At 71.6% G+C, this 22,340-nt stretch carries 24 protein-coding genes; 14 read left to right on the top strand and 10 right to left on the bottom strand.

The annotated features are described in order from the left end of the window. Positions 1-351: 351 nt before the first annotated feature. Positions 352-3,288 carry an alpha-glucuronidase family glycosyl hydrolase gene (locus tag ACWGKJ_RS10825; RefSeq protein WP_385018537.1) on the top strand — a complete coding sequence of 979 codons (2,937 nt, stop codon included), beginning with the start codon at positions 352-354 and terminating at the stop codon, positions 3,286-3,288. A gap of 32 nt (positions 3,289-3,320) precedes the next feature. Here the strand turns inward: ACWGKJ_RS10825 and ACWGKJ_RS10820 are convergent, their stop codons facing one another. From ACWGKJ_RS10820 to rpmG, 7 genes are all read right to left on the bottom strand, one after another. Further along, positions 3,321-4,217: a sucrase ferredoxin gene (locus tag ACWGKJ_RS10820; RefSeq protein WP_385018535.1), complete on the bottom strand. Its 897-nt coding sequence runs from the start codon at positions 4,215-4,217 to the stop codon at positions 3,321-3,323. Further along, positions 4,214-5,434, bottom strand: coding sequence for a cupin domain-containing protein (locus ACWGKJ_RS10815; protein ID WP_385018533.1), 1,221 nt, complete (start codon positions 5,432-5,434; stop codon positions 4,214-4,216). Before ACWGKJ_RS10815 ends, ACWGKJ_RS10820 begins: the two co-directional genes overlap by 4 nt. Further along, on the bottom strand, positions 5,431-5,625 hold the full coding sequence (locus ACWGKJ_RS10810; RefSeq protein ID WP_385018531.1) for a hypothetical protein: 195 nt from the start codon (positions 5,623-5,625) through the stop codon (positions 5,431-5,433). Before ACWGKJ_RS10810 ends, ACWGKJ_RS10815 begins: the two co-directional genes overlap by 4 nt. A gap of 345 nt (positions 5,626-5,970) precedes the next feature. Next, complete coding sequence (gene rpsR / locus ACWGKJ_RS10805; protein WP_385018529.1) at positions 5,971-6,210, bottom strand: 30S ribosomal protein S18; 240 nt, start codon at positions 6,208-6,210, stop codon at positions 5,971-5,973. A 75-nt stretch (positions 6,211-6,285) separates the two neighbouring features. Continuing rightward, positions 6,286-7,440 carry a CobW family GTP-binding protein gene (locus tag ACWGKJ_RS10800; RefSeq protein WP_385018527.1) on the bottom strand — a complete coding sequence of 385 codons (1,155 nt, stop codon included), beginning with the start codon at positions 7,438-7,440 and terminating at the stop codon, positions 6,286-6,288. Next, complete coding sequence (locus ACWGKJ_RS10795) at positions 7,440-7,691, bottom strand: type B 50S ribosomal protein L31 (RefSeq protein ID WP_385018525.1); 252 nt, start codon at positions 7,689-7,691, stop codon at positions 7,440-7,442. The genes ACWGKJ_RS10800 and ACWGKJ_RS10795 overlap by 1 nt, the downstream gene beginning before the upstream one ends. A gap of 115 nt (positions 7,692-7,806) precedes the next feature. After that, on the bottom strand, positions 7,807-7,971 hold the full coding sequence (rpmG, locus tag ACWGKJ_RS10790; RefSeq protein ID WP_385018523.1) for a 50S ribosomal protein L33: 165 nt from the start codon (positions 7,969-7,971) through the stop codon (positions 7,807-7,809). 71 nt (positions 7,972-8,042) lie between these two features. On the opposite strand from rpmG, the gene rpmB reads away from it, so the two are divergent. From rpmB to ACWGKJ_RS10745, 9 genes are all read left to right on the top strand, one after another. Then, positions 8,043-8,279 (top strand): 50S ribosomal protein L28, encoded by a 237-nt coding sequence (rpmB, locus tag ACWGKJ_RS10785; RefSeq protein ID WP_385018521.1) that lies wholly within the window; start codon positions 8,043-8,045, stop codon positions 8,277-8,279. Next, on the top strand, positions 8,279-8,584 hold the full coding sequence (rpsN, locus tag ACWGKJ_RS10780; RefSeq protein WP_385018518.1) for a 30S ribosomal protein S14: 306 nt from the start codon (positions 8,279-8,281) through the stop codon (positions 8,582-8,584). Before rpmB ends, rpsN begins: the two co-directional genes overlap by 1 nt. A gap of 99 nt (positions 8,585-8,683) precedes the next feature. Next, positions 8,684-9,346 carry a class I SAM-dependent DNA methyltransferase gene (locus ACWGKJ_RS10775; protein ID WP_385018516.1) on the top strand — a complete coding sequence of 221 codons (663 nt, stop codon included), beginning with the start codon at positions 8,684-8,686 and terminating at the stop codon, positions 9,344-9,346. Positions 9,347-9,568: 222 nt separating this feature from the next. Then, positions 9,569-10,882, top strand: a complete 1,314-nt coding sequence (locus tag ACWGKJ_RS10770; protein WP_385018515.1) for a flavin-containing monooxygenase — start codon at positions 9,569-9,571, stop codon at positions 10,880-10,882. A 10-nt stretch (positions 10,883-10,892) separates the two neighbouring features. Beyond that, a complete protein-coding gene (locus tag ACWGKJ_RS10765; protein WP_385018513.1) occupies positions 10,893-11,363 on the top strand; it encodes a RidA family protein in 471 nt (156 codons plus the stop codon). Beyond that, positions 11,360-12,034, top strand: coding sequence for a DUF1028 domain-containing protein (locus ACWGKJ_RS10760; protein WP_385018511.1), 675 nt, complete (start codon positions 11,360-11,362; stop codon positions 12,032-12,034). The genes ACWGKJ_RS10765 and ACWGKJ_RS10760 overlap by 4 nt, the downstream gene beginning before the upstream one ends. Then, a complete protein-coding gene (locus ACWGKJ_RS10755; RefSeq protein WP_385018509.1) occupies positions 12,031-13,173 on the top strand; it encodes a M20 family metallopeptidase in 1,143 nt (380 codons plus the stop codon). The genes ACWGKJ_RS10760 and ACWGKJ_RS10755 overlap by 4 nt, the downstream gene beginning before the upstream one ends. A gap of 260 nt (positions 13,174-13,433) precedes the next feature. Then, the gene (locus ACWGKJ_RS10750) at positions 13,434-14,825 is read left to right on the top strand and encodes an MFS transporter (RefSeq protein WP_385018506.1); all 1,392 of its coding nucleotides are present in this window, start codon (positions 13,434-13,436) and stop codon (positions 14,823-14,825) included. A gap of 112 nt (positions 14,826-14,937) precedes the next feature. After that, positions 14,938-15,861: an NADP-dependent oxidoreductase gene (locus ACWGKJ_RS10745; RefSeq protein WP_385018504.1), complete on the top strand. Its 924-nt coding sequence runs from the start codon at positions 14,938-14,940 to the stop codon at positions 15,859-15,861. A 74-nt stretch (positions 15,862-15,935) separates the two neighbouring features. Here the strand turns inward: ACWGKJ_RS10745 and ACWGKJ_RS10740 are convergent, their stop codons facing one another. Beyond that, positions 15,936-16,496 carry a TetR/AcrR family transcriptional regulator gene (locus ACWGKJ_RS10740; RefSeq protein ID WP_385018502.1) on the bottom strand — a complete coding sequence of 187 codons (561 nt, stop codon included), beginning with the start codon at positions 16,494-16,496 and terminating at the stop codon, positions 15,936-15,938. Then, complete coding sequence (locus tag ACWGKJ_RS10735) at positions 16,493-17,995, bottom strand: MFS transporter (protein WP_385018500.1); 1,503 nt, start codon at positions 17,993-17,995, stop codon at positions 16,493-16,495. The genes ACWGKJ_RS10740 and ACWGKJ_RS10735 overlap by 4 nt, the downstream gene beginning before the upstream one ends. Before the next feature lie 230 nt (positions 17,996-18,225). Between ACWGKJ_RS10735 and ACWGKJ_RS10730 the strand changes: the two genes are divergently transcribed. The 4 genes from ACWGKJ_RS10730 to ACWGKJ_RS10715 are packed head-to-tail and all read left to right on the top strand — an operon-like array spanning position 18,226 to position 21,722. Next, positions 18,226-18,666, top strand: a complete 441-nt coding sequence (locus ACWGKJ_RS10730) for a MarR family winged helix-turn-helix transcriptional regulator (protein WP_385018498.1) — start codon at positions 18,226-18,228, stop codon at positions 18,664-18,666. Positions 18,667-18,718: 52 nt separating this feature from the next. Beyond that, positions 18,719-20,590, top strand: coding sequence for an MFS transporter (locus ACWGKJ_RS10725; RefSeq protein ID WP_385018496.1), 1,872 nt, complete (start codon positions 18,719-18,721; stop codon positions 20,588-20,590). Further along, entirely contained in the window at positions 20,587-21,153 is a 567-nt protein-coding gene (locus tag ACWGKJ_RS10720) for an isochorismatase family protein (RefSeq protein ID WP_385018494.1), read from the top strand. Before ACWGKJ_RS10725 ends, ACWGKJ_RS10720 begins: the two co-directional genes overlap by 4 nt. Further along, on the top strand, positions 21,150-21,722 hold the full coding sequence (locus ACWGKJ_RS10715; RefSeq protein WP_385018492.1) for a YbhB/YbcL family Raf kinase inhibitor-like protein: 573 nt from the start codon (positions 21,150-21,152) through the stop codon (positions 21,720-21,722). Before ACWGKJ_RS10720 ends, ACWGKJ_RS10715 begins: the two co-directional genes overlap by 4 nt. Before the next feature lie 109 nt (positions 21,723-21,831). On the opposite strand, the gene ACWGKJ_RS10710 is transcribed toward ACWGKJ_RS10715, so the two are convergent. Continuing rightward, complete coding sequence (locus tag ACWGKJ_RS10710; protein WP_385018490.1) at positions 21,832-22,305, bottom strand: universal stress protein; 474 nt, start codon at positions 22,303-22,305, stop codon at positions 21,832-21,834. Positions 22,306-22,340: the final 35 nt, after the last annotated feature.

Raw genomic sequence — 22,340 nt, 5'->3', positions numbered from 1 at the left:
GTGGCGGCAGGGCGCCTGCGAGACATCGTGCCTGTTGGATTCTGTCAGTTGACTTACCTGACCATTCTTCACATCCCTGAACCGCACACTCAAGAAATCCGGAGAGGCGCGCCATTCGAGCCGTCCGTCAAGCCCTGATCGTTCGTGGATCTGATCAGGTCAACTTCCCTCTGGGATCGAACCGATGAGATGTGCACCGTGCCATGTGGCCTTGTGGTCGGTTGTGTTGACAGCTGTTATGGCGCATGTGACGGTTGCGGAGCTCGGTTGTCCCAGCGGCCCCCTCCTGTCCTCCGGAAGCGTGCGGGCCCCTCGATGTGCACTGTTCGTCCCTCGACGGAAGTGAGAACCATGAGCTCAGGAATACGCCGCCGCAGCGTCCTGACAGCGGCCGCACTGGGGAGCGCGGCCGGCGCCCTGGCACTGCCGGCGCAGGCTTCAGCGCAGACGCCCGGTGGACCCGTACGGACCGGGGGCGCACTCCCGGCCGGTGGCGCCCTCCCGGCCGAGGACGGGTACGAACTGTGGCTGCGCTACCGGCGGGTGGAGGATTCCGCCCGGCTGAAGCGCTACCGGGCCGCGCTGGCCTCCCTGGTATGGCAGGGAGGCGGCGCACTCCAGCGCTCGGCCGTCGACGAACTGAGCCGCGGGCTGACCGGGCTGCTCGGCACCCGGGTGACCGCGCGGCCCGCGGCTCCGTCGGGGGCGGCGCTCGTGGTCGGCACCCGGGAGAGTTCCGCCCTGGTCCGGACGCTCGTCCCGGCAGCCGATCTCGACGGACTGGGTGACGAGGGCTACGTCATCCGCCAGGTCACCCGGCGCGGCCGGACCCGCACCGTGGTGGCCGCCCACGCCGACCGGGGCGTGCTCTACGGCGCGTTCCACCTGCTGCGGCTCGTACAGACCGGCCGGCCGCTCGACCACGTCGACATCACGGAGTCACCCGCCGGGGCGCTGCGGCTGGCCGACCACTGGGACAACGAGGACGGCTCGATCGAGCGTGGCTACGCGGGCGGATCGATCTTCCACTGGGACCGGCTGCCCGAACTCGACGACCGTTACACGGACTACGCCCGCATCCTCGCCTCGGTCGGCCTGAACGGCGCGGTGATCAACAACGTCAACACGAGCGCCGACTACCTCTCCACCCCGTTCCTCGGCAAACTCGCCGCCCTGGCAGGCGTGCTGCGGCGGTACGGTGTGGCCCTTTACGTCACGGCGAACTTCGCCGCGCCCATCGACCTCGGGGGGCTCGGCACCGCGGACCCCTTCGACCCGGACGTACAGGAGTGGTGGAAGAAGAAGGCGGCCGAGATCTACGCGAGGATCCCGGACTTCGGCGGCTTCCTCGTGAAGGCCAACTCCGAAGGCAGGCCGGGCCCGTTGGACTACGGGCGCACCCACGCCGACGGCGCGAACCTGCTCGCCGGGGCGGTGCGGCCGTACGGCGGGATCGTGATGTGGCGGTCCTTCGTCCACGACAGCGACAAGGAGTGGGACCGGCAGGGTTACCACGACTTCGTGCCACTGGACGGAAAGTTCGCGGACAACGCGGTGGTTCAGATCAAGAACGGCCCGATCGACTTCCAGGTACGAGAACCCGCCAACCCGCTCTTCGGGTCCCTGCCGCACACCAACTCCATGATCGAACTCCAGGTGACACAGGAGTACACCGGGCATGCCACGCATCTGTGCTACCTGGTCCCGCAGTGGAAGGCGTGCCTGGACTTCGACACGGGGAAAGCCGGTCCGGACAGCACCGTCGCCCGGGTCGTGACCGGCCGCGTCCACCCGTACACGCACAGCGGGTTCGCCGGAGTGATGAACTTCGGCGACGCCAGGAACTGGACCGGATCGCATCTCGCCGCGGCCAACACCCACGGCTACGGACGGCTCGCCTGGAACCCGGAGCAGTCCGCCGGTGACCTCGCCGCCGAGTGGACCCGGATGACCTTCGGCAACGACCCGCAGGTGGTCACGGTGGTCTCGGCACTGCTCCTCGGCTCCTGGCGCACCTACGAGGAGTACACCTCGCCCCTGGGCGTGGGATATCTGACCCACCCGCCGGACGGCTCCGTGACCGGGCACTTCCGCCCGAGCCCCACCACGACCACGCAGTTCCACCACTCGGACAGCACGGGCATCGGCTACGACCGCACGGCGGCCACCGGCGACGGATACACCGGGCTGTACGCACCGGCCACGCGTGACGCCTACGAATCACTGGCGGACTGCCCCGAGGAGCTGCTCCTCTTCCTCCACCACGTGCCGTACACCCACGAACTGGCCGACGGCACCACCGTGATCCAGCACATCTACGACACCCACTTCTCCGCCGCGGAACGCGTGGCCCGCATGCGCGAGAGCTGGGACTCGCTGCGCGGCCGCATCGACCACCGGCGCCTCACCGACGTACACCGGCTGTTCGGCGAGCAGCTGACAGCGGCCGCCGAGTGGCGGGACACGCTGGCCGCCTACTGGTTCGGCCTCAGCCGGATCCGCGACGAACGCCGCCACTGGATCCAGGCCGCCGTCGCCCCCGAGGACGCCGTGCTGCTGGGCGGGCGGCGCAACACCGTACCGGTGCAGCTGACCAACGCGACGGGGGCGGGGCTGCGCACCGTGGCGGCCATCGAGGTGCCCGGGGGCTGGCGGTCCGAGCCTGTGACACGTTTTGTGGAGTCGGGGCAGACCGAAACCGTGCAGGCCGTCCTCGTCCCGCCGGAGACTCCCGCCCTCGCCACACTCCGCGCACGCCCGGAGTCCGGCGGCGAGACGGTCCTCGGCTCCTCCCTGCTGGGCGTGGTGCAGGCCGTGGTGGTTCCGCCGGCCGCACGCTGTGTGCACGCGCTGGACGCCGGGACCACCTCCTCCTCCGTACTGGAGGGCTACACCCGGCTCTCGCCGTTGGACGTGTGGCACGAGGGCGCGCGGTTCGGCTGGACCGGCCGGGTGCCCGAGGCATCCGACGCGGGGCTGCCCGATGTCCTGCGCAGGGACTATGTCCGGGACACGGCTCCGGCCACCCTGCGGCTGGCACTGCCGCCGGGACCGTGCACGGCGTACCTGCTCACCGGTGATCCCAACACCTTCACCAGAACGCTGGTGGTCCGGGCCGACGGCGTCGAGAAGGCCCGTAGCCCCCAGCTGGCGGGCCGGGAATTCCGCTGGCTGCGCGTGCCGCTGGAGGGCGGCTCAGCCGGACGGGAGGTGGACCTGGAGCTGTCCGCCGAGAACGGCGAGACCTGGCACCTCGGTGCCTGCGTGGTTCTGGCGGACGCCGGATAGCCGGCCCGGCCGCGCCGTGGGACGGGTCCCGCTCAGCCGTCGCGGAACGAGGTGACCTCGTAGACGACCGCCGGACTCATCGCTGTTCCACGGCAGGTCAGCTGGTACGGCTCCGTACGGTGCGCCTGCACCTCGATCTCGAAGGCGGCCGGACGCGGCGGGCGGCCGGTGACGCGGATCCGCCACCGGTTCCCGTCCCGGACCGTCTCGCTGATCACGTAGTCGTGCCGTCCGGCCGGGCCGAAGCGTTCGAGCACGGCTGCGACAGCGGTCTGCTGCGGTGGAAAGAGATCGGTGTACCCGCGCAGATGCTCCGCGTGAATACGGTCGGCCAGGTGCCCCTGGATCACCGCGACGGACGAGTCGGCGTCGAGACCGCCGTAGTAGACGCCGTCGGGTGCGACCACCACATTGGCGGCGAACCTGTCACCGCCCACATGGGTGCACTCCCAGACCAGTTCGGGCCAGCGCTCACTGAGGGCGCGCCCCACGGGCCGCCCGCGTACGGCGCAGCAGGTGTCGTGCTGACCGTGGGCGCAGACCAGGACGACGGGCGGGTGGCCCGGCTCTCCTGGGGAGTCGAGGGCGCCGACGATCCCCGTCAGGTCCTCGTCGACGCGCCAGGTGCCCCAGTGCTGGCGGTGGGCGCCGGAACTCTCGTAGCGCAGTACGGCCCAGTGGCTGGGGCCCTCTGGGCTGCGGCGTCCGTGCCGCCTCACCAGAAGGACGCGCGCCCGCACCGCCTGGGCCGCGGAGAACACGCGTGCCTTGGTCCGGGGTTCGAGCCCGAGGCCGTCGAAGCCGTTGGCGGGCCAGCCGCCCCGGTACTCGATGAGGACCCAGACGGAGCCGTACGGCGCCGTGCCCGCGACCGGGTCGCCGCGCCTCCGGGCGGAATTGGCGCAGAAGAAGCGGGCCGGCCCGGTCACCGCGGCGCAGACCACCGGTCGGCCGGCAGCAGTACACCCGCCCGCAGCAGCCGGCCGGCGAGTGCGACGCCGAGATCACCCGCGGTGCGGACCTCACCGTCGAGCAGGCGGGTCACATACGGCAGCTCGTCATCCGGGAAGTCGAGCCATCCGACCCGCGTGGTCAGGCGCGACCCCTCCCACCGTGCTTCCAGCGCCTCACGGAGCCGCACCCGGGACCCGGGGCCGAGGCCGGCGACGGCCGCGAGCTGGGCCAGCGGCCCCAGGGGCTCCGGGCGCCCCTGGCCCCGCCGGGTGCGGTGGAACAGCGGAGCGGCATCGGCCTCCGCGAGGGCGGTGATGAGACGTGCGCGGACGATGTCGGCCTCCCCGGCCGGCCCGTCCACGCCCAGCGGCAGGGTGCCGCGCATCCCGGGGTCCTCACGGAGCGCGGCCAGTGCGCACTGGGCGAGCTGTTCGGCCAGTGCGTAGCGCGTCCAGGTGTGGATCCCGAGCGTCAGATGGATCGATGTCTCCCCCTGGGCCTCGGCGGCGTGCAGCCAGCCGCGCGGCAGATAGAGGGTGTCGCCCGGCTCCAGCACGGTGTCGATACGGGGCGTTCCCCTCGCGGCCCCGGCAACGGCGGGGCGGTGACCGGTCCAGGGCTGGTCGGGCAGCGGGTCGGGGTGTACGGGTTCGTGCACGAGCCAGCGCTTGGTGCCCTCGATCTGGAGGACGAAGACGTCGTGGACGTCGTAGTGGTCGTCGAACCCGCGATTCTGCGGCGGAGTGACGTAGGCGTTGGCCTGCACCGGATGACCCAGCTCCGTGCTCAGCCCGGCCACGAGGCAGGCGACCGGCTCCCAGGTGCGCTGCAGCGCCTGGAGGACGAGCGTGGCGCCATCGGCGAACTCACGCCACAGAGCGGTGTCGTCGAGCTGGTCGGAGACGGTCGCGCCGACGCCGGCCGGTGAGGTGAAGGAGGCGTCCGGGAGGGTGGCGCCGTCCTTGGCGACCCGGAGGAAGGGTGCGCGCAGCCCGCGACGCGAGACCAGTTCGTCCACGGCGGCCTCGGAGAACAGATCGGAGAAGTCACTCGCACCCCGGGTGAGCAGCGCCGTACGCGCCCAGACGTCGCGGGCGAACTCCTGTCGGTCCAGCCGGATCAGACGCGTCTCCAGGACCCCGGCGCCCGTGGGGGCACCGGCGTCCTGGAGCGTGGTCCGGGGGGTGGTCAACGGCGGCGGCCGGATCCGTCGGCCGCCCCGTCGGCTCCGCCGTCGTGGACGCCGGGGGTTCCGGCTGCTCCGCCGTCGGCGGGGCCTTCGGCTCCTCCGTCGGCTCCGCCGTCGTGGACGCCGGGCGTTCCGGCCGCTCCGCCGTCCGCGGGGCCCTCTTCCTGGTTCGCATTCTGCTCGGGGTTGCTCATCGTTCCTCCTGAGAATCGAACATCTGGAACCGGGCGCCCGCTACTGGCCCTCGTCGTCGGCGAGAGGCGATTTATCCCGGGGCACCACTCTTCATCACGGTATCGCCGCACGCCGCAACCCTCGATTCGAGCGGACCGATTCCGCTGAACGCCCGGCGCGCCCGCGGACCCGGCCGGGTCCGCGCCGATCCGCACACGGCCATGTGGGGCCGCGAAGAACCACGTACCGGCCAGTCCGCCGTACGGAATCCGGTTCGGTGCCGCAAGCGGCTGAACGGGTGAACCGGCCGGGCACAGAGAACGGCGGCCGGGCGCCGGGCACTGGCTGACGAGCGGAGAGAGGGATCAGCGGGTGCCATAGGGCAGGAGGGCCATCTCACGGGCGTTCCTGATGGCGGCGGCCAGCCGCCGCTGCTGCCGGGCGCTGACCCGGGTGACCCGGCGGCTGCGGATCTTGCCACGGTCGGAGATGAACTTCCGCAGCAGGTCGGTGTCCTTGTAGTCGATGTACGTGATGCCTGCGGCGTCCAGCGGGTTGGGCCGGGTCGTCCGGGCGGTCCGCTGACGGCTGTTGCCGAGTGTCATGGTGTGCTCCTGAGGTGCTGTGCCGGTGGGGTGGTATGGGCGCAGTGATCCGCGGCCCGGTCGTGCGAGGCCCGGTCAGTGGACCGGATCGAGAAGCTCGTCGAAGGCGGCCGGAAAACGCTTCCAGGACTCGGCCCCGCCCGCCATCTCGTCGTCGGTGAGCAGGCAGGACGCCAGGACCGATGTGAGACCGTCGCGGTCCAGCCCGGGGGAGGTGAAGACCAGGTGCTGACACCGGTCCCCGTGCTCGGGATGCCAGGCGAGCGCGGCGGCTGCACGGCGTACGGGCGGCACCAACTCCCAGGCCGCGTCGGGCAGCGACGCCAGCCAGGGCCCCGTGCTCTCCACACAGAGCGCGCCTCCCGCCGCGTCCCAGGACAGGAGGGTGTCGGGCCGGTCGGCGAGCCAGAAGCGGCCGCGGCTGCGGGCGGCGGCGCAGCAGAGGTCTTCCAGAGCCGCGTAGAGGCGCTCCGGGTGGAACGGGCGCCGGCTCCGCCACACCAGGGTGGCCACACCGGACTCGTCCGCGTCCTGGGGGAGCAGGGCGCACGCCGGATGCTGGGCCGCCGCCGCGGCCTCCACGTCGAACCCGGCGAACGCCAGCCGGGCCGGCTCCGCCGATTCGAGCGGCACACGCCGTGCGGTCGGGTGCAACTGCGTGAGCAGCGCGAGGTCGGCCGGCTCCGCATCGGCGTGGTCGACCACGACGTGCACGGCCGGGTATTCGAGCTGGCGGGCGAAGGTGTCACCCACCGTCCGCTGGTCCGTCGCGGCTGCCGCCAGTCCCGCTTCGGCCAGGTCGTCCCCGTTGCCGAGGCAGGCGAGCAGCAGGGACGGATCCACGGCTGTCATGACACCGGTCAGCCGTAGAAATCCGGCTCCGTGCGCGGCCACGAGTTCCGCCATGGCGCGCGGTTCGACCGAATCCCAGAGTTCGACCACCGCGAGCCGGGTCGTGCCGTCCTCGGACAGGCGGCGCAGCTCCGGTACGAGATCCTCCCGCAGGGCGCAGCAGGCGCAGTCGTTGACCAGCGGTGTCTCGCCTTCCGCCCAGGTGCCGGCGGCGTCGCGGACACTCCGCCGCACGGTGCCGGCCGGGGCGGTCGACAGGTCGTGGTGGAGGGCGACGCTGCCCGGCATGTCGTGCAGCAGACGTTCCACGGTGCGTCGGCGCGCATCGGCGTGCAGTCCGGCGACGATGACGACAGCCAGCTCCGGGTTCTGGGGCATCACCGGGCTCCATGGCCGTAGCGGCGCTCGAAACGTTCGACCCGGCCGGCCGTGTCGAGCACCCGCGCGGTGCCCGTGTAGAAGGGGTGGCTCGCCGATGAGATCTCGACGTCGACCACCGGGTAGGTGTTGCCGTCCTCCCACTCCACGGTGTGTTCACTGCTCAGAGTGGACCGGGTCACGAAGGCGAAGCCCCCGGCCCGGTCACGGAAGACCACGGGGCCGTAGGGCGGATGCAGATGGGATTTCACAGCGGTTCCTTGTCGGTACGGATGCGGAAGGGATCCCGGGCGGATCCGGAGCGGATCCGGGTCGGGCACGGCGCCGGAGGCGGCGAGCGGAAGCGAGCAGGAGCGCGCCCGCGGTTCAGCGCTCCTCGCGGAACTCGACGTGCCGGCGGGCGACCGGGTCGTACTTCCGCAGGGTCAGGCGATCGGGGTCGTTGCGGCGGTTCTTACGGGTCACGTAGGTGAAGCCGGTTCCGGCCGTGGACCGGAGCTTGATGATCGGGCGGAGTTCGTTGCGAGCCATGCGGGTAGCATACGACAATGATTGTCATTACCGATAGGGGCTCACGCCCCGGGAAAGGAACAGGCCGCTTCATGTCTGCGCACTGCCAACTGACCGGAGCCCGTCCGGGCTTCGGCAACCACGTCTCCCACTCGCACCGCCGCACCCCGCGCCGGTTCGACCCGAACATCCAGCGCAAGCGGTACTGGCTGCCGAGCGAGGGCCGCCATGTCCGCCTGGTCCTCAGTGCCAGGGCGATCAAGGCCGTGGACGCCATGGGCGTCGAAGCCGCCGTGGCGCGCATCAGGGCACGGGGGGAGAAGGTCTGATGGCCCGCAAGAGCAAGATCGCCAAGAACGAGCAGCGCAAGAACACCGTCGAGCGCTACGCGGCCCGCCGGGCCGAACTCAAGGAGACCATCCGCAGGCCGGACACCAGTGAAGCCGAACGGGCGCGCGCGATCGACGAGTTGCGCCGTCAGCCGCGAGATGCCAGTGCGACCCGGGTGCGCAACCGCGACAGTGTGGACGGACGCCCGCGCGGGCATCTGCGCAAGTTCGGGCTCTCCAGGGTGCGGATGCGCGAACAGGCACACGCCGGCTATCTGCCCGGAGTGACCAAGTCCTCATGGTGAACGCGTGAGGCGGCGAAGCAGGCGCTGATCGCGGTCGCCCGTAGCGGGGCGGGGCAGGCTCTTCCGGCCCGCCCCGCTACGGGCATTACTGTCACCGGCATGGTCGAACACGATGCCCTCAGGGTCACCCGCGATGCTTACGACGCTGCCGCTTCCACCTACGCCCAGCTGTTCCGCGACACGCTGCGTGACAGTTTCCTGGACCGTGCGATCCTGGGTGCCTTCGCCGAGGCCGTCAGCGCCGGTGGGGGCGGCCGGGTCGCGGACCTCGGTTGCGGGCCCGGCCATATCACCGCTCATCTGGGGGAGTTGGGGCTGGACGCGTTCGGTGTCGACGCCTCTCCCGCGATGGTCGGGCTGGCTCGGCAGGCCTACCCGGGGCTGAAGTTCGACGTGGGCTCGATGGCCGCGCTGCGCATTCCTGACGCGAACCTGGGCGGCGTACTCTCGCGCTGGTCCATCATCCACACCCCGCCACGCGAACTCCCGCCCGTCCTCGCGGAGTTCCACCGGGTACTGGCACCCGGCGGCCACCTCCTCATCGGTTTCTCGGCCACTGACGATCCGTCCCACCCGGCGCAGGTCTTCGATCACGCGGTCGCGCCGGCCTACCGGTGGTCGCCGGACCGCCTCGCCGCGATGCTGCGCGAGTCGGGGCTTGCCGAGGTCGCCCGGCTGGTCCGTGAGCCGCAGCCCACCGACAGGCGGCAGTTCAAGGAGGTTCAGCTGCTCGCCCGCAAGGCCCCGGAGCAGGCCGCCTGACCGCACGCGCTCCCGCACTTCCAGAACTCCCCGCCCCCTGCCTCCCTGCCCTTTCCCGCACCTCAGCCCTCCGCCGGGCACGCGCATCCGTATCTGAAAATCAGATGGCGTGCAACGGAAACATCTGTTGGACAGAGTTTCGGGCCCGTTTGAGGATGTCTCGTGCGGTAGCGCAGTCAACGCGACAACCACCAGGGAACTACCGCCTGAGGGGAGGCTGAAATGCAGAGTGAGCAGAGTGAACTGACGGACGTGGTCGTCGTCGGGGCAGGCCAGGCAGGCGTGGCGATGAGCGAGCACCTGGGAGCTCAGGGAGTGCCGCACATCGTCCTGGAGCGGCACCGGATCGCCGAGCGGTGGCGCTCGGAGCGGTGGGACTCCCTGGTCGCGAACGGGCCCGCGTGGCACGACCGGTTCCCGGGGCTGGAATTCCCCGGCCTCGCCCCTGAGGCATTCGCCTCGAAGGAGCAGGTCGCCGACTACTTCGTCGCGTACGCCGAGAAGATCGGTGCCCCGGTCCGGTGCGGTGTGGAGGTGACGTCGGTGCGCAAGCACTCCGGCCGGCCGGGCTTCCGGGTCGAGACGTCGGAGGGCTCCATCGACGCGCGCTTCGTCGTGGCGGCGACCGGACCGTTCCAGCGGCCCGTGATCCCGCCCATCGTCCCGGACGGTGCCGTCCCCGTACAGCTGCACTCCAGCGGATACCGCAATCCGGAGCAACTGCCCGAAGGCGCGGTCCTCGTGGTCGGAGCCGGCTCGTCGGGTGTGCAGATCGCCGACGAGCTGCGCCGGTCCGGGCGGCAGGTCTTTCTCTCCGTCGGACCGCACGACCGTCCTCCCCGCGAGTACCGCGGCCGTGACTTCTGCTGGTGGCTGGGTGTGCTCGGGCTGTGGGACGCGGAGACGCCTCCCCAGGGCGCCGAGCATGTCACCATCGCGGTCAGCGGTGCGCGTGGCGGGCACACCGTGGACTTCCGTGCGCTGGCCGGCACCGGTATCGAACTCGTGGGCATGACCGCCGGCTTCGACAAGGGCGTACTGCGCTTCGCGCCGGACCTCGCCACGAACATCGCGCTCGGCGACGCCAAGTACCTCGGCCTGCTCAAGGCCGCCGACGAGTATGTCGCGCGCAACGGGCTGGACCTCCCGGAGGAGCCGGAGGCCCACGTCCTCGGCCCCGACCCGGAGTGCGTGGCCACCCCCCGCGCGGAACTCGACCTGGCGGAGGCCGGCGTCACCTCGATCGTCTGGGCCACCGGCTTCGCCACCGACTACAGCTGGCTCGACGTCGACGCGTTCGACGAGAAGGGCCGCCCGAAGCAGCGCCGGGGGCTCTCCTCCGAGCCCGGCGTCTACTTCCTCGGCCTGCCCTGGCTGTCCCGCCGCGGGTCGAGCTTCATCTGGGGTGTCTGGCACGACGCCCGGTACGTCGCCGATCACATCAGGACCCAGCTGAGGTACCTCTCGTACGCCACCGACGACCGGCCCGCCACCGACGACCGGCCCGGCGCCGTGCCCGCGGCCCGGAAGAACTGAGGAGCAGACCATGACCTCCACGAGCGAGGGACGCCAGGTGAAAGCCCCGATCGTCACGGGCGGGCACACCCGGATCCGTCCGTTCAACACCCGTGACACCTATCCCGAGCAGAACCTCGACAACGACCTCTGCCAGGCCGTCGTCGCCGGGCGCACGGTGTACGTCCGGGGCCAGATCGGCCAGGACCTCGACACCAGCGAGTCCGTGGGCATCGGCGACGCCGAGGCGCAGGCCGAGCAGGCCATGGCCAACATCAAGATGCTGCTGGAAGAGGCCGGCAGCCGGATGGAACACCTGGTCAAGCTGACGATCTATCTGATCGACCCCCGTTACCGCGAGGCCGTCTACCGCACCGTGGGCCGCTGGACCAAGGGCGTCCACCCGATCTCCACCGGCCTGGTGGTGTCGGCCCTGGCCCGTACGGAGTGGCTGTGCGAGATCGACGCGATCGCCGTGATCCCCGAGGAGGAGCGGGCATGACGTTCTCCCTGGTGGTACGCGACGGTGACCGGTTCGGTATCGCGGTCAGCTCGTCGAGTCCGGCGGTCGCCGCCCGGGTCGCACATCTGCGGCCCGGAACCGGTGCGGCGGCCTCGCAGAACATCACCGACCCCATGATCGGCACGGAGCTGCTGGCGGGGCTGGCGGAGCACGGCGACGCGGAACGCGCCCTGTCCGACGTCACAGGCGCGGCGCGCCACGCGAAGACCATCGCCTACCGTCAGTTGACCGTGGTCGGCCGCACCGGTCCCGGATGCGCCTACAGCGGCCCGCACACGCTCGGCACCCATGCGTCGGCCACCGCGGACGGCGCGGTCGCGGCCGGCAACATGCTGTCGGGCGAGCACATCCCCGGGGTCCTCATCGACACCTGGGCCTCGGCCACCGGGGAGCTCGAAGAGCGTCTGATGGCCGCGATGAAGGCCGCCGTCGTGGCCGGCGGCGAGGAGGGCCCGGTGTACTCGGCGGGACTGGCGGTCGTCGCGGACGCCGGCTGGCGGGTGACCGACCTGCGGGTGGACTGGGCCGAAGACCCCGTGGACCGGCTCGGCGAACTCGTCGACATCTGGCTGCCACAGCGCGACGACTATGTGCGGCGCGGGCTCGACCCCGCCTCCGCTCCCTCCTACGGCGTTCCGGGCGACCTGTGAGGGGCGGCCCGAAGGAGGCGGCCCGGCAGACGGTCGACCGGCACGCCGACGCACTGACCGGCCTCTCCGAACGGCTGCACGCCGACCCGGAGACCGCCTGGGAGGAACACCGGGCGGCCGCCGCCGTACCCGAGCTGCTGGACCGCGCCGGATTCGATGTCACCGCCTCCTACCTGGGCCTGGACACCGCCTTCCACGCCCGGTTCGGCAGCGGGCCCGTCCGGATCGCCCTGTGCGCCGAGTACGACGCACTGCCCGGCCTCGGGCACGCCTGCGGGCACAACCTCATCGCGGCGAGCTCGGTCGGCGCCGCGCTCGGCCTGGCCTCCGTCGCCGACGAGGCCGGGCTCACCGTGGAGGTCTACGGCACCCCGGCCGAAGAGGGCGGCGGCGGAAAGATCGAGCTGCTGGACCGCGGAGCCTTCGCCGGGGTCGACCTCGCGATGATGGTGCATCCGGGGCCGGTCGACGTCGCCGAGGCACGCCCGTTCGCGGTCAGCCACTCCAAGATCTCCTACACCGGGAAGTCCGCGCACGCCGCCGCCTACCCGGAGGCCGGGATCAACGCCGCCGACGCCTTCACCGTCGCCCAGGTCGCCATCGGGCTGCTGCGCCAGCAGCTGCCGGCATCGGCCAGGGTGCACGGCGTGGTGACGCACGCGGGGGACGCCCCGAACGCCATACCGGAGCGCACGACGGGACGCTGGTACGTCAGGGCCGAGACGCTCGCCGAACTGGCCGAGCTGGAGCCCCGCGTCATGCGGGCCTTCGAGGCCGGCGCGCTCGCGACGGGCTGCGAGCTGGAGATCGAACCGGAGAGCAGGCCGTACGCGGAGTTCCGCACGGACGAGACCGCCCTCGGGCACTACCGTGCGAACGCCCTCGCCCTGGGGCGGGAGTTCGCCCCGACCGGCCAGGCCGCGCGGATGAACCGCGCCTCCACCGACATGGGCAACGTCTCGCAGGTGGTGCCGGCCATCCACCCCTACATCGGCATCGGCTCCCTGCCCGCCACCAACCACCAGCACGAGTTCGCCGCGTACTGCGTCGGCGGAACCGCGCAGCGGGCACTGCTCGACGGGGCGGTCGCACTGGCCTGGACCGGACTGGACCGCGCGACGGCAGGAGCAGCGGGGTGACGGGGTCGGCCGCCGCCCCGGCCACGCGGCCCGTTCACGTTCCGTGGACGGGCCCGCGGTCACGACGGCAGCCCTTACGGGAGCCCCGCACCCGGCCCCGGTACGAGAACGCGAGCCGCTGACCGAAGCCCGGTCCCGCGAGCCCGCCAGCCCCGCCCTCCGGCCGGCCCGCCCGCACCGCGGTCCGCCCGCGCTCCGGGCACCGCGCCGGCGGCCCCCGTACAGCTCCGGCTTCTCCACCCACCCCCAAGGAGGCGCGCATGCCCCCCTGCAACACCGGTGACACGACGACGACCGAGACCGAGGTGGCCACCGACGCGGTTTCGCTGCGCAGGAGCGTCACTGCGGGAGCCGTCGGCGTGTTCGTCCACTGGTTCGACTGGGCTGCCTACGCCTATCTCGCCGGGACCGTCGCGACCGTGTTCTTCCCGGCCGGCGACAGCACGACCGGGCTGCTCGCCGTGTTCGGCGTGTTCGCCCTCTCGTTCGGCATCCGGCCCGTCGGCGCCCTGGTGTTCGGGCCGCTCGGCGACCGGATCGGCCGCAAGCGCACCCTGTCCCTGGTCATCTTCATGATGTCCGGCGCGACCATGACGATCGGACTGCTGCCCGGCTACGCGTCGATAGGGATCGCCGCACCGCTGCTCCTGCTGGCCCTCCGTCTGGTCCAGGGCTTCGCCGCGGGCGGCGAGTTCGGCAGCGCGGCCAGCTTCCTCGCCGAGAGCGCGCCGCGACGACGGCGCGGATTCGGGGTGAGCTGGCTGGAGGTCGGCTCCCTGCTCGGATTCCTCGCCGGGTCGTTCGTCTTCCTGCTGCTCTCCACCGGACTCGACGACCACCAGCTCACCTCCTGGGGCTGGCGCATCCCCTTCCTCGTCTCCGGCCCGCTCGGCATCATCGGCTTCATCATCCGCAACAAGATCGAGGACACCCCGGAGTACCGGGCGCTCGAAGCCAACAACACCGTCTCGCGCACCCCCACCCGGGACCTGCTCCGCTCCCACAAGCGCCAACTGCTCCAGGCGGCGGGCCTGATGACGGCCATGCACGTCCCCTTCTACGCGGTACTGACCTATCTGGTCACCTACGAGACCGACAACCTGGGCCACTCGGCCGACAGCGCCGCCCTGCTGTCCACCGCCATCTCACTGCTGGGGCTGGTGCTCGTACCGCTGTTCGGCAGGCTCTCGGACCGGGTGGGACGCAAACCGGTGTTCGTCGGGGCGACGGCGGCCCTGCTGGTCGGCTCCACCCCGGCCTTCCTCCTGATGCGGACCGGACTCGCCGGAACCTGGGTCGCCGGTCTGCTGCTCGGAGTGATCCTGGCGGCGATCCTCGGCACCTACGCCGTGTGGTCCGCGGAGATCTTCCCCACCCGCACCCGGCAGAGCGGACTGTCCATCGCCTACAACATCACCGCGGCACTGTTCGCCGGCACCGTGCCCTACCTGATGACGGTGCTCATCTCCGCCACCGGAAGCACGCTGGTGCCCGGCCCGTATCTGATGGTCTTCGCCGCGGGTGGCCTGATCGCCGCCCTGTCCCTGAAGGAGACGGCGGGTTCCGCGCTGCTGCGCCCCGAGGACGTCACCGATGTGCCGCCCGAACGCGCTCCGTCGAGCGAGCCCGATGTCCTCAGCGGTCACAGCTGAGCGAGGGACGCCCGGCCCTGGCCGCGACGACCCCGTACGGTCTGCGTAGCGCCGGGCGTGCATGGCCCGGGGCACGGCGAGCACGCACCCCTGTGCGAGAGCGGAGCGACCGATGAAGGCAGTCCGGTTCACCCGGTTCGGAGGCCCCGAGGTACTGGAGATCGTGGACCTCCCCGACCCCCGTCCGGGGCCGGGAGAGGTCCGGATCGCGGTACGGGCGGCAGGTGTCAACGCGAGTGACTGGAAGAAGCGCAAGGGGCTGATGGACCAGGAACTCCCGCAGACCCTGGGCCATGAGGCGGCGGGCGTGGTCGACGAGCTGGGCGAGGGCGTGACGGACACGGCCGTCGGCGACCGCGTCTTCGGCCTCTCCGCGCAAGGCGCGGCCCAGGCCGAGCTGGCGGTGCTGTCCTTCTACGCGCCGGTCCCGCCGTCTCTCGGCTTCGCCGGCGCCGCCGCGTTGCCGTCCGCCGTCGAGACGGCCACCCGCGCACTCGGACAACTCGGCGTCGGGTCCGGGCAGACGCTCCTCGTCAACGGTGCCTCCGGAAGCGTCGGCAGCGCCGCGGTGCAGCTCGCCGTGGCGCGCGGCGCACGTGTCATCGGCACGGGAGGCCCGGCGAACCACGCCTACCTCCGCTCACTCGGTGCCGAGCCCGTCGCCTACGGGGAGGGGCTCGGCGAACGGGTACGCGCGCTCGCGCCCGCGGGTGTCGACAGGGCGCTCGATGTCGCCGGGAGCGGTGTGCTGCCCGAACTCATCGGCCTCGCGGGCGGGCCGGAGCAGGTCGTGACGGTCGCCGACTTCGGCGGTGCGCGGGAGCACGGCGTGAGGTTCAGCCGGGGGGACGACGGCCGGGCCGTCCACGCGCTCGCCGGGATCGGCGAGCTGGTCGAAGCCGGACGGTTCTCGCTCCCGGTCGCAAGAACCTTCCCGCTCACCGGGGTCGCGGAGGCGCACCGCGTCGGCGAGGAGGGCCACGGACGCGGAAAGCTTGTGCTGCTGGTCGGACCCGGGCGCGACGACCGTACGTGAAACGGCTCGCGGGTCGTCAAGACGCACCTCTGCCCGCCCGTCCTGCCCCGCGCAGCCCGCTCCGCGCCCGGTGCTCAGTCCTCGCTCAGGAAGGTGCCGCGGAGCAGAGCGACCAGATCACCGGGGGAGGCCCCGGCCAGTTCGTCGAAGGCCCCGGAGTGCCGCCCCAGCAGAATTCCCGTCACGGCAGCTGTCACCAACTCGGCACGCAGCCGGGGCTGTTCAGCCCCTTCGCGGGCGAAGCGCTCGTGCAGCGGCTCGACCAGCCGTGCGTGCAGCGCCGCGCGTGCGGCGTCCTGGGCCGCCGGGTCGCTCAGCGGCTGGACGGCGACCTGGAGCAGCGGGACGGGACCACGCCGGTCGGTCCTGTCGAAGACCTCGCGCAGCCGCTGCTCGTCGAGGAGGTCGGCCGGCGCCGTGCCGCCCTGCTCGGCGTGGAGCGCGGCCACGTAGAGCAGGGTCTTGCTGCCGAAGTAGCGTGCGATCAGCGCCGGGTCCACTCCGGCCCGCTCACCGATGTCGCGGATGGTGGTGCGGTCGAACCCCCGCTCGGCGAAGAGCTCACTCGCCGCCGTGAGCAGCAGCTCGCGGCTGCGGGCCGCGTCGCGGCGGCGCCCCGGCGCCGCGCCGCTCACAACTCCACCTCGGTCCGCCCGACGAGGCCACCGCCGTCCGTGACCGGGCCGCCGTCGACAACGACCGGGGACCGGCCGCCCCGGATCCCTGCCCGGGCGGCGCGGGCACCCGTCCGGATCAGGACGTACGCCACCACGGCGGTCGCGGCCCAGACCGCACACCCCGTCAGCCCGGCCGTACGGTATCCGCTCTCGGGGGGAAGGCCCTGCCCCGACGTGGTGGCGGCCTGGAGGATCACGGCGCTGAGCGCGCTGCCGGCCGAGTAACCGATGTATTTCACCACCTGATTGAAACTCATCGCGCTCCCTGTCTCATGCGCGGGCACGCCACCGACCACGAGCCCCGGGGTGACCGCGAAGTTGACACCGACACCGAGTCCGGCCAGCGCCATCGTCACGAACACCTCCCACAGGCCGTCGTGGGCGAAGACGAAGGTCAGCAGGGCCGCGAGGGAGAGCAGACAGCTCACGGGCAGCAGCCGGACCGGCGGCTGGTTGCGGACCAGGATCCGCACCACGCGGCCGGCCACCAGACTGCCCGCCGAGAACGGCACCAGGATCAGGCCGGTGACGACGACGGAGGCCCCGAAGCCGTACCCGGCGTCCGACGGCGTCTGTACATACCGGGTCACGAGGGAGATCAGCAGATACATCCCGACGCCGCCCATCATGGTGGTCAGATGCGCCGCGAAGACCGTACGGTCACGGACCAGACGCAGATTCACCAGGGGATGGGCGGTACGCAGCTCCTGCAGCACCCAGCCGGCCAGCAGCAGCACCGAGACGGCGCCGAGCACCACCAGCCGGGGAGATCCCCAGCCCCAGTGCTCCCCCTGGGTCAGGGTGAACAGCAGCCCGGTCATACCGAGCGTCAGGAGCAGAGCCCCGGGTACGTCCATGGGGTGCGCCGGACGCCGGGGAGGCGTGGGGAGTACGACGGCGGCGGCGCCGAGAGCCAGAGTGGTGGCGATCGCGGCGAACCAGAACCCCGCGTACATCCCGAGGCTCTGGGCGAGTAGCCCGGTGACCGGGTAGCCGATCCCGACGCCGGCGGCCGTGGTGAGCGAGAGCGTCGACAGCGCAGACCGGGCCCGCTCGGGCGGTACGGAGTCGCGCGCGGTGGCGATCGCGAGCGGAACGAGACCCATGCCCACACCCTGGAACGCGCGCCCCGCGATGAGGCAGGCGAACCCCAGCGGCAGAGCAGCCAGCAGGCTCCCGAGAAGCACCACGGCGAGCCCGGTCAGGATCACCCTCCGGCGGTGGGGCCCGTCTCCCAGCCGCCCCATGGCCGGAGTGGCGACGGCCCCGATCAGCATCGTGACGGTGAGGGACCACTGGGCGTCGTCCACCGAGACATGGTCCACGGCGGCGATGGTCGGGATCAGCGGGGCGCCGAGGCTGCTGATGATCGCGACCAGCATGCCGAGGGACACCAGTACAGGGACCAGGGCCCGCTGTTGCCAGGGGGCGGGGGTGGAGCCGGATATCGGGTGCACGGGGCGGACCTTGTCTGCTGTCGGGCATTGTCATCGGATGATGTCTTCAATTGATGACATCCAGCATCTCACCCCGCGGACGCTTGGCTGCCACCTGCCCCCCAGTCCACTGCCCCCAACCCACTGTCCCCCCAGTCCACTGCCCCCCCAGCCCGACAGCTCCTCAGTCCGACAGTCCCTCAGCGCTCCGGCGTATGTACTAAGCCTGCTTGATAAAGTAGCCTTAGTACATGAACGACGACCTGGACCCCGACGCGGTCGCCTCGGCCCTGCTGGCGAGCCTCAGCGTGCTGGTACGGCGGGTACGCCAAGTGCCGGTCGACGGCGGGCTCACGATGCCCGAGCGGACAGCCCTGTCACATCTGGACCGCTCGGGCCCCACCACCTCATCGGCGCTGGCCCGGGAGGTGCAGATCACCGCACAGGCGATGGGGGCGACACTCGGCACGCTGCGGGCCCGTGGTCTGGTCGAGCGCCGTCCGGACCCGGACGACGGGCGGCGCATGGTGCTGACGGTGACCGGGGCCGGTCACCAGGCGCTGAAGGACAAGCGCAACGCACGGGCCGAACTCATCGCCCGGGCCCTGGCCGGCGATGCGTTCACGCCCACGGAGCTGGAGCAACTCGCAGCGGCCGCGCCGCTGCTGGAGCGGCTGGCACAGAACATCTGACACAGCACATCCGACACGACGGAACCACACGGAACCACGAGGACCCAAGCTGATGGCAGATCCTCCGGACACACCCGCCTCTCCTGCGGACATACCCGGCTCTCCGCCGGACGCACCCGGCTCCACCCGCCCGGCCGGTGACGACCGGTACAAGTGGACGGCGCTCACCAACACGACCGCCGCGGTCTTCATGTCCGCGCTGGACGGCTCCATCGTGCTGATCGCCCTGCCGGCGATCTTCCGCGGTGTGCACCTGGACCCGCTGGCTCCGGGCAATATCGCCTACCTGCTGTGGATGATCATGGGATACCGGCTGGTCCAGGCCGTCCTGGTGGTCACGGTGGGCCGCCTGGGCGACATGTACGGCCGGGTACGGATCTACAACTCCGGCTTCGCGGTCTTCACCTTCGCCTCGGTCCTGCTCTCCTTCGACCCCTTCGACGGCGGCCATGGGGCGATGTGGCTGATCGCCTGGCGTGTGGTGCAGGCTGTCGGCGGCTCGATGCTCACCGCGAACTCGGCCGCGATCCTGACCGATGCCTTCCCGCAGGAGCAGCGCGGATTCGCGCTGGGCATCAACCAGGTCGCGGCGCTGGGCGGGATGTTCATCGGCCTGGTGGCCGGGGGACTGCTCTCGGCCTGGGACTGGCGGGCGGTGTTCTGGGTGAATGTGCCCGTCGGCGTGTTCTTCACGCTGTGGGCCTACCGCACCCTGCGCGAGACCGGGAAGCGCGGCGGCGGCCGGATCGACTGGTGGGGCAACATCACCTTCGCGGTGGGCCTCAGCGCGGCCCTGATCGCGGTCACCTTCGGACTGCAGCCTTACGGCGGGCACACCATGGGCTGGACCAACCCGCTGGTCGACGCGATGCTCGCCGGTGGACTCGTTCTTCTGGCGGCATTCATCGCCATCGAGAGACGTGTCGCCGCGCCCCTGATCCAACTGGACCTCTTCCGCCGGCGGGCCTTCACCTTCGGCAACATGGCGGGCCTGGCCATCTCGATCGGCCGGGGCGGGATGCAGTTCGTGCTGATCATCTGGCTGCAGGGCATCTGGCTTCCCCTGCACGGCTACGACTACGGCGACACGCCCCTGTGGGCCGGGATCTTCATGCTGCCGCTGACCGCCGGATTCCTCGCCGCGGGCCCCATATCGGGCCACCTCTCCGACCGGTTCGGCTCCCGGGGACTTGCCACCGGCGGCGCGCTGCTCTTCGGCGCCAGCTTCCTCGGGCTGATGCTGCTGCCGATCGACTTCAGTTACTGGATCTTCGCGGTGCTGATCGCGCTCAACGGGATAGCCAGCGGCATGTTCGCCTCTCCCAACTCCTCCTCGATCATGGGCAGCGTGCCCGCGCACCTGCGCGGGGTCGCCTCCGGCATGCGTGCCACCTTCCAGAACTCCGGCACCGCCGTCTCCATCGGCGTGTCCTTCTCGCTCATGATCGCCGGGCTGGCCGACAGCCTCCCGCACACCCTCACCAGCGGACTTCAGCACCAGGGCGTACCGGCCCATGTCGCCGCCCAGGTCGGCGGCCTGCCTCCGGTCTCGTCCCTGTTCGCCGCACAGCTGGGCGTCAACCCGATCCAGCACCTGCTGCAGCCCAGCGGCGTCCTGGCCCATCTGACCGCAGCGCAGCAACAGGCCCTGACCGGCAGCGAGTTCTTCCCGAAACTGATCTCCGGCCCCTTCCACTCCGGCCTGGTCGTCGTCTTCGCCTTCGGCGCCACCCTCGCCCTCCTCGCGGCGATCGCCTCCCTGCTGCGCGGCGCCGGTACCGGACCCACCGCAAGCGCCCCGGCTCCGCGGGAGGCCCCCGCCGTGACCCCCTCGCACGCCCGCACACGTACAGCAGCGGCTGAGCGCACCACACCGGCCGACCCCGGCAACCGGCCCACCTCCACAGGAGAGACAACCCCATGACACTGACAACGATCGACCCCGTGCCCGCGCTCGTCGTGATCGACCTGCAGCAGGGCATCGTCTCGGCCCACACCGAGGGTTCGGGCAGTGCCGTCGTCGCACAGGCGGCCCGGCTGGCCGCCGAGTTCCGGCGGCACGGCCTGCCCGTGATCCTGGTCAACGTCACCGGACGCGCCCCCGGACGTACCGAGGCCGGAGGGTCCCGCAGCATCGCCGCACTGCCGGCCGGCTGGGCCGACCTCGTCGACGAACTCGACGTCCGGCCGACCGACCACCTGATCACCAAGCGGCGGCGCAGCGCCTTCCACGACACCGGCCTCGACACCCTCCTCAGGGATCTGGGCGTCACCCAGCTCGTGCTCGCCGGTATCTCGACCAGCGCGGGCGTCGAGTCGACAGCACGCTCGGCCTCCGACCACGGCTACCACGTCGTCCTCGCCACCGACGCCATGAGCGACCCGGACGCCGACGCTCACCGTCACAGCATCGGGCACGTCTTCCCCAAGCTCGGCGAGACCGCCACCACCGACGAGATCATCACCAAGGTGGAGGCAGCACGATGACCCTCGTCGGACGACTCCTGCACCACCGCAGGGCGGGCGAGACCCACACGGCGTGGAACCTCCCCCACCTGCAGGGCCCCGAGCTGCTGGCACTCACCAGCCGGGACTTCGGCGACGGCGATGCCCTGCCGCTGCGGCACTGCGCGAAGAACATCGGCGGCGCCGACCTGTCGCCCCACCTGGCCTGGACCACGCCGCCGCCCGGCACCGCCCAACTCCTGCTGGTCGTCGAGGACATCGACGTCCCGCTGACCAGACCCGCCGCGCACTGTGTCGCGCTGATCGACCCGGCGACCGGGCAGCTCGACCCCGGCGCCCTCGGTGCGCGGAAGCCGGCCACCGGTGTACGGGTGCTGCGGTCCACCATCGGCCGCGGCTACCACGGCCCGGCGCCCATCAAGGGCCACGGACCACACCACTACACCTTCCAGCTCTTCGCCCTCGCCGCCCCCGTGGAGAGCGCCCCCGGCGCCACGCCGGTGGACCGGGCACGCCCCCGCGCCCTCCTGACCGCGATCACCGCGCCCGTCCTCGACCGCGGCCGTCTGACCGGCGTATACGAACGCTGATCCCGGAACCGGAACCGGACCCCGCCCGTGCTTCCACCGGACACCCGGCATCCGCGCCCCTCCGTCCCGGTCCGGCCCGACAGCGCAGGGCCACACGGGTCGATCCCTCTCAGGGCTGCCCCGGCTCGGCGCCGCGGGGTGTGCTGACGAGCAGGACGGGCAGCGCGGAGCGGGCGCTGACGGCCTGCGCCACCGGCCCGAGACCCGCGGTGCGCAACCGGCTGTCGTCCCCGTGGCGTCCGAGGACGATCAGGTCGCACCCATGGCGTTCGGCGTGGGCACACAAGTCGGTGGGGATGTCGTTGCTCTCTCCCCATTCGAGGCGTACCCGGGCGCCGTGGTGGCTGCTGGTGTCGAGGGCATGGTCGAACTGGTCCTGGAGCCAGACCCGTCTGGAGCCGAGGTCGCGGCTCTGCTCGCCGCCGGTTTCGGTGTGCTGGGGCGGGGTGAGAACGGCTCTGGCGATGACGAGGCCCTTGCCGTGGGCGATGGCCATGGCGGTGGTGAGTGCGGTACGGGCTGCGGGCGAGGCGTCCCAGGCGACGAGGATCCTGTGGAAAGGAGTGACGGGGGCTGCGGACATCGCGGGGTTCTGCTCCTTCTGGCCGGGACATGTCC

The organism is Streptomyces sp. NPDC054757 (genome assembly GCF_053612185.1).
Note: the sequence above shows the minus strand (reverse complement) of the source record. Positions and strands in the feature narration are given on the sequence as shown.

Excerpts from the sequence above, each read along its gene's own strand:
- ACWGKJ_RS10825 (WP_385018537.1), top strand. The coding sequence starts at position 352 with ATGAGCTCAGGAATACGCCGCCGCAGCGTCCTGACAGCGGCCGCACTG.
- ACWGKJ_RS10810 (WP_385018531.1), bottom strand. The coding sequence starts at position 5,625 with ATGAGCAACCCCGAGCAGAATGCGAACCAGGAAGAGGGCCCCGCGGAC.
- rpsR (WP_385018529.1), bottom strand. The coding sequence starts at position 6,210 with ATGACACTCGGCAACAGCCGTCAGCGGACCGCCCGGACGACCCGGCCC.
- ACWGKJ_RS10800 (WP_385018527.1), bottom strand. The coding sequence starts at position 7,440 with ATGCCCCAGAACCCGGAGCTGGCTGTCGTCATCGTCGCCGGACTGCAC.
- rpmG (WP_385018523.1), bottom strand. The coding sequence starts at position 7,971 with ATGGCTCGCAACGAACTCCGCCCGATCATCAAGCTCCGGTCCACGGCC.
- rpmB (WP_385018521.1), top strand. The coding sequence starts at position 8,043 with ATGTCTGCGCACTGCCAACTGACCGGAGCCCGTCCGGGCTTCGGCAAC.
- rpsN (WP_385018518.1), top strand. The coding sequence starts at position 8,279 with ATGGCCCGCAAGAGCAAGATCGCCAAGAACGAGCAGCGCAAGAACACC.
- ACWGKJ_RS10775 (WP_385018516.1), top strand. The coding sequence starts at position 8,684 with ATGGTCGAACACGATGCCCTCAGGGTCACCCGCGATGCTTACGACGCT.
- ACWGKJ_RS10770 (WP_385018515.1), top strand. The coding sequence starts at position 9,569 with ATGCAGAGTGAGCAGAGTGAACTGACGGACGTGGTCGTCGTCGGGGCA.
- ACWGKJ_RS10765 (WP_385018513.1), top strand. The coding sequence starts at position 10,893 with ATGACCTCCACGAGCGAGGGACGCCAGGTGAAAGCCCCGATCGTCACG.
- ACWGKJ_RS10760 (WP_385018511.1), top strand. The coding sequence starts at position 11,360 with ATGACGTTCTCCCTGGTGGTACGCGACGGTGACCGGTTCGGTATCGCG.
- ACWGKJ_RS10750 (WP_385018506.1), top strand. The coding sequence starts at position 13,434 with ATGCCCCCCTGCAACACCGGTGACACGACGACGACCGAGACCGAGGTG.
- ACWGKJ_RS10745 (WP_385018504.1), top strand. The coding sequence starts at position 14,938 with ATGAAGGCAGTCCGGTTCACCCGGTTCGGAGGCCCCGAGGTACTGGAG.
- ACWGKJ_RS10730 (WP_385018498.1), top strand. The coding sequence starts at position 18,226 with ATGAACGACGACCTGGACCCCGACGCGGTCGCCTCGGCCCTGCTGGCG.
- ACWGKJ_RS10725 (WP_385018496.1), top strand. The coding sequence starts at position 18,719 with ATGGCAGATCCTCCGGACACACCCGCCTCTCCTGCGGACATACCCGGC.
- ACWGKJ_RS10720 (WP_385018494.1), top strand. The coding sequence starts at position 20,587 with ATGACACTGACAACGATCGACCCCGTGCCCGCGCTCGTCGTGATCGAC.
- ACWGKJ_RS10715 (WP_385018492.1), top strand. The coding sequence starts at position 21,150 with ATGACCCTCGTCGGACGACTCCTGCACCACCGCAGGGCGGGCGAGACC.
- ACWGKJ_RS10710 (WP_385018490.1), bottom strand. The coding sequence starts at position 22,305 with ATGTCCGCAGCCCCCGTCACTCCTTTCCACAGGATCCTCGTCGCCTGG.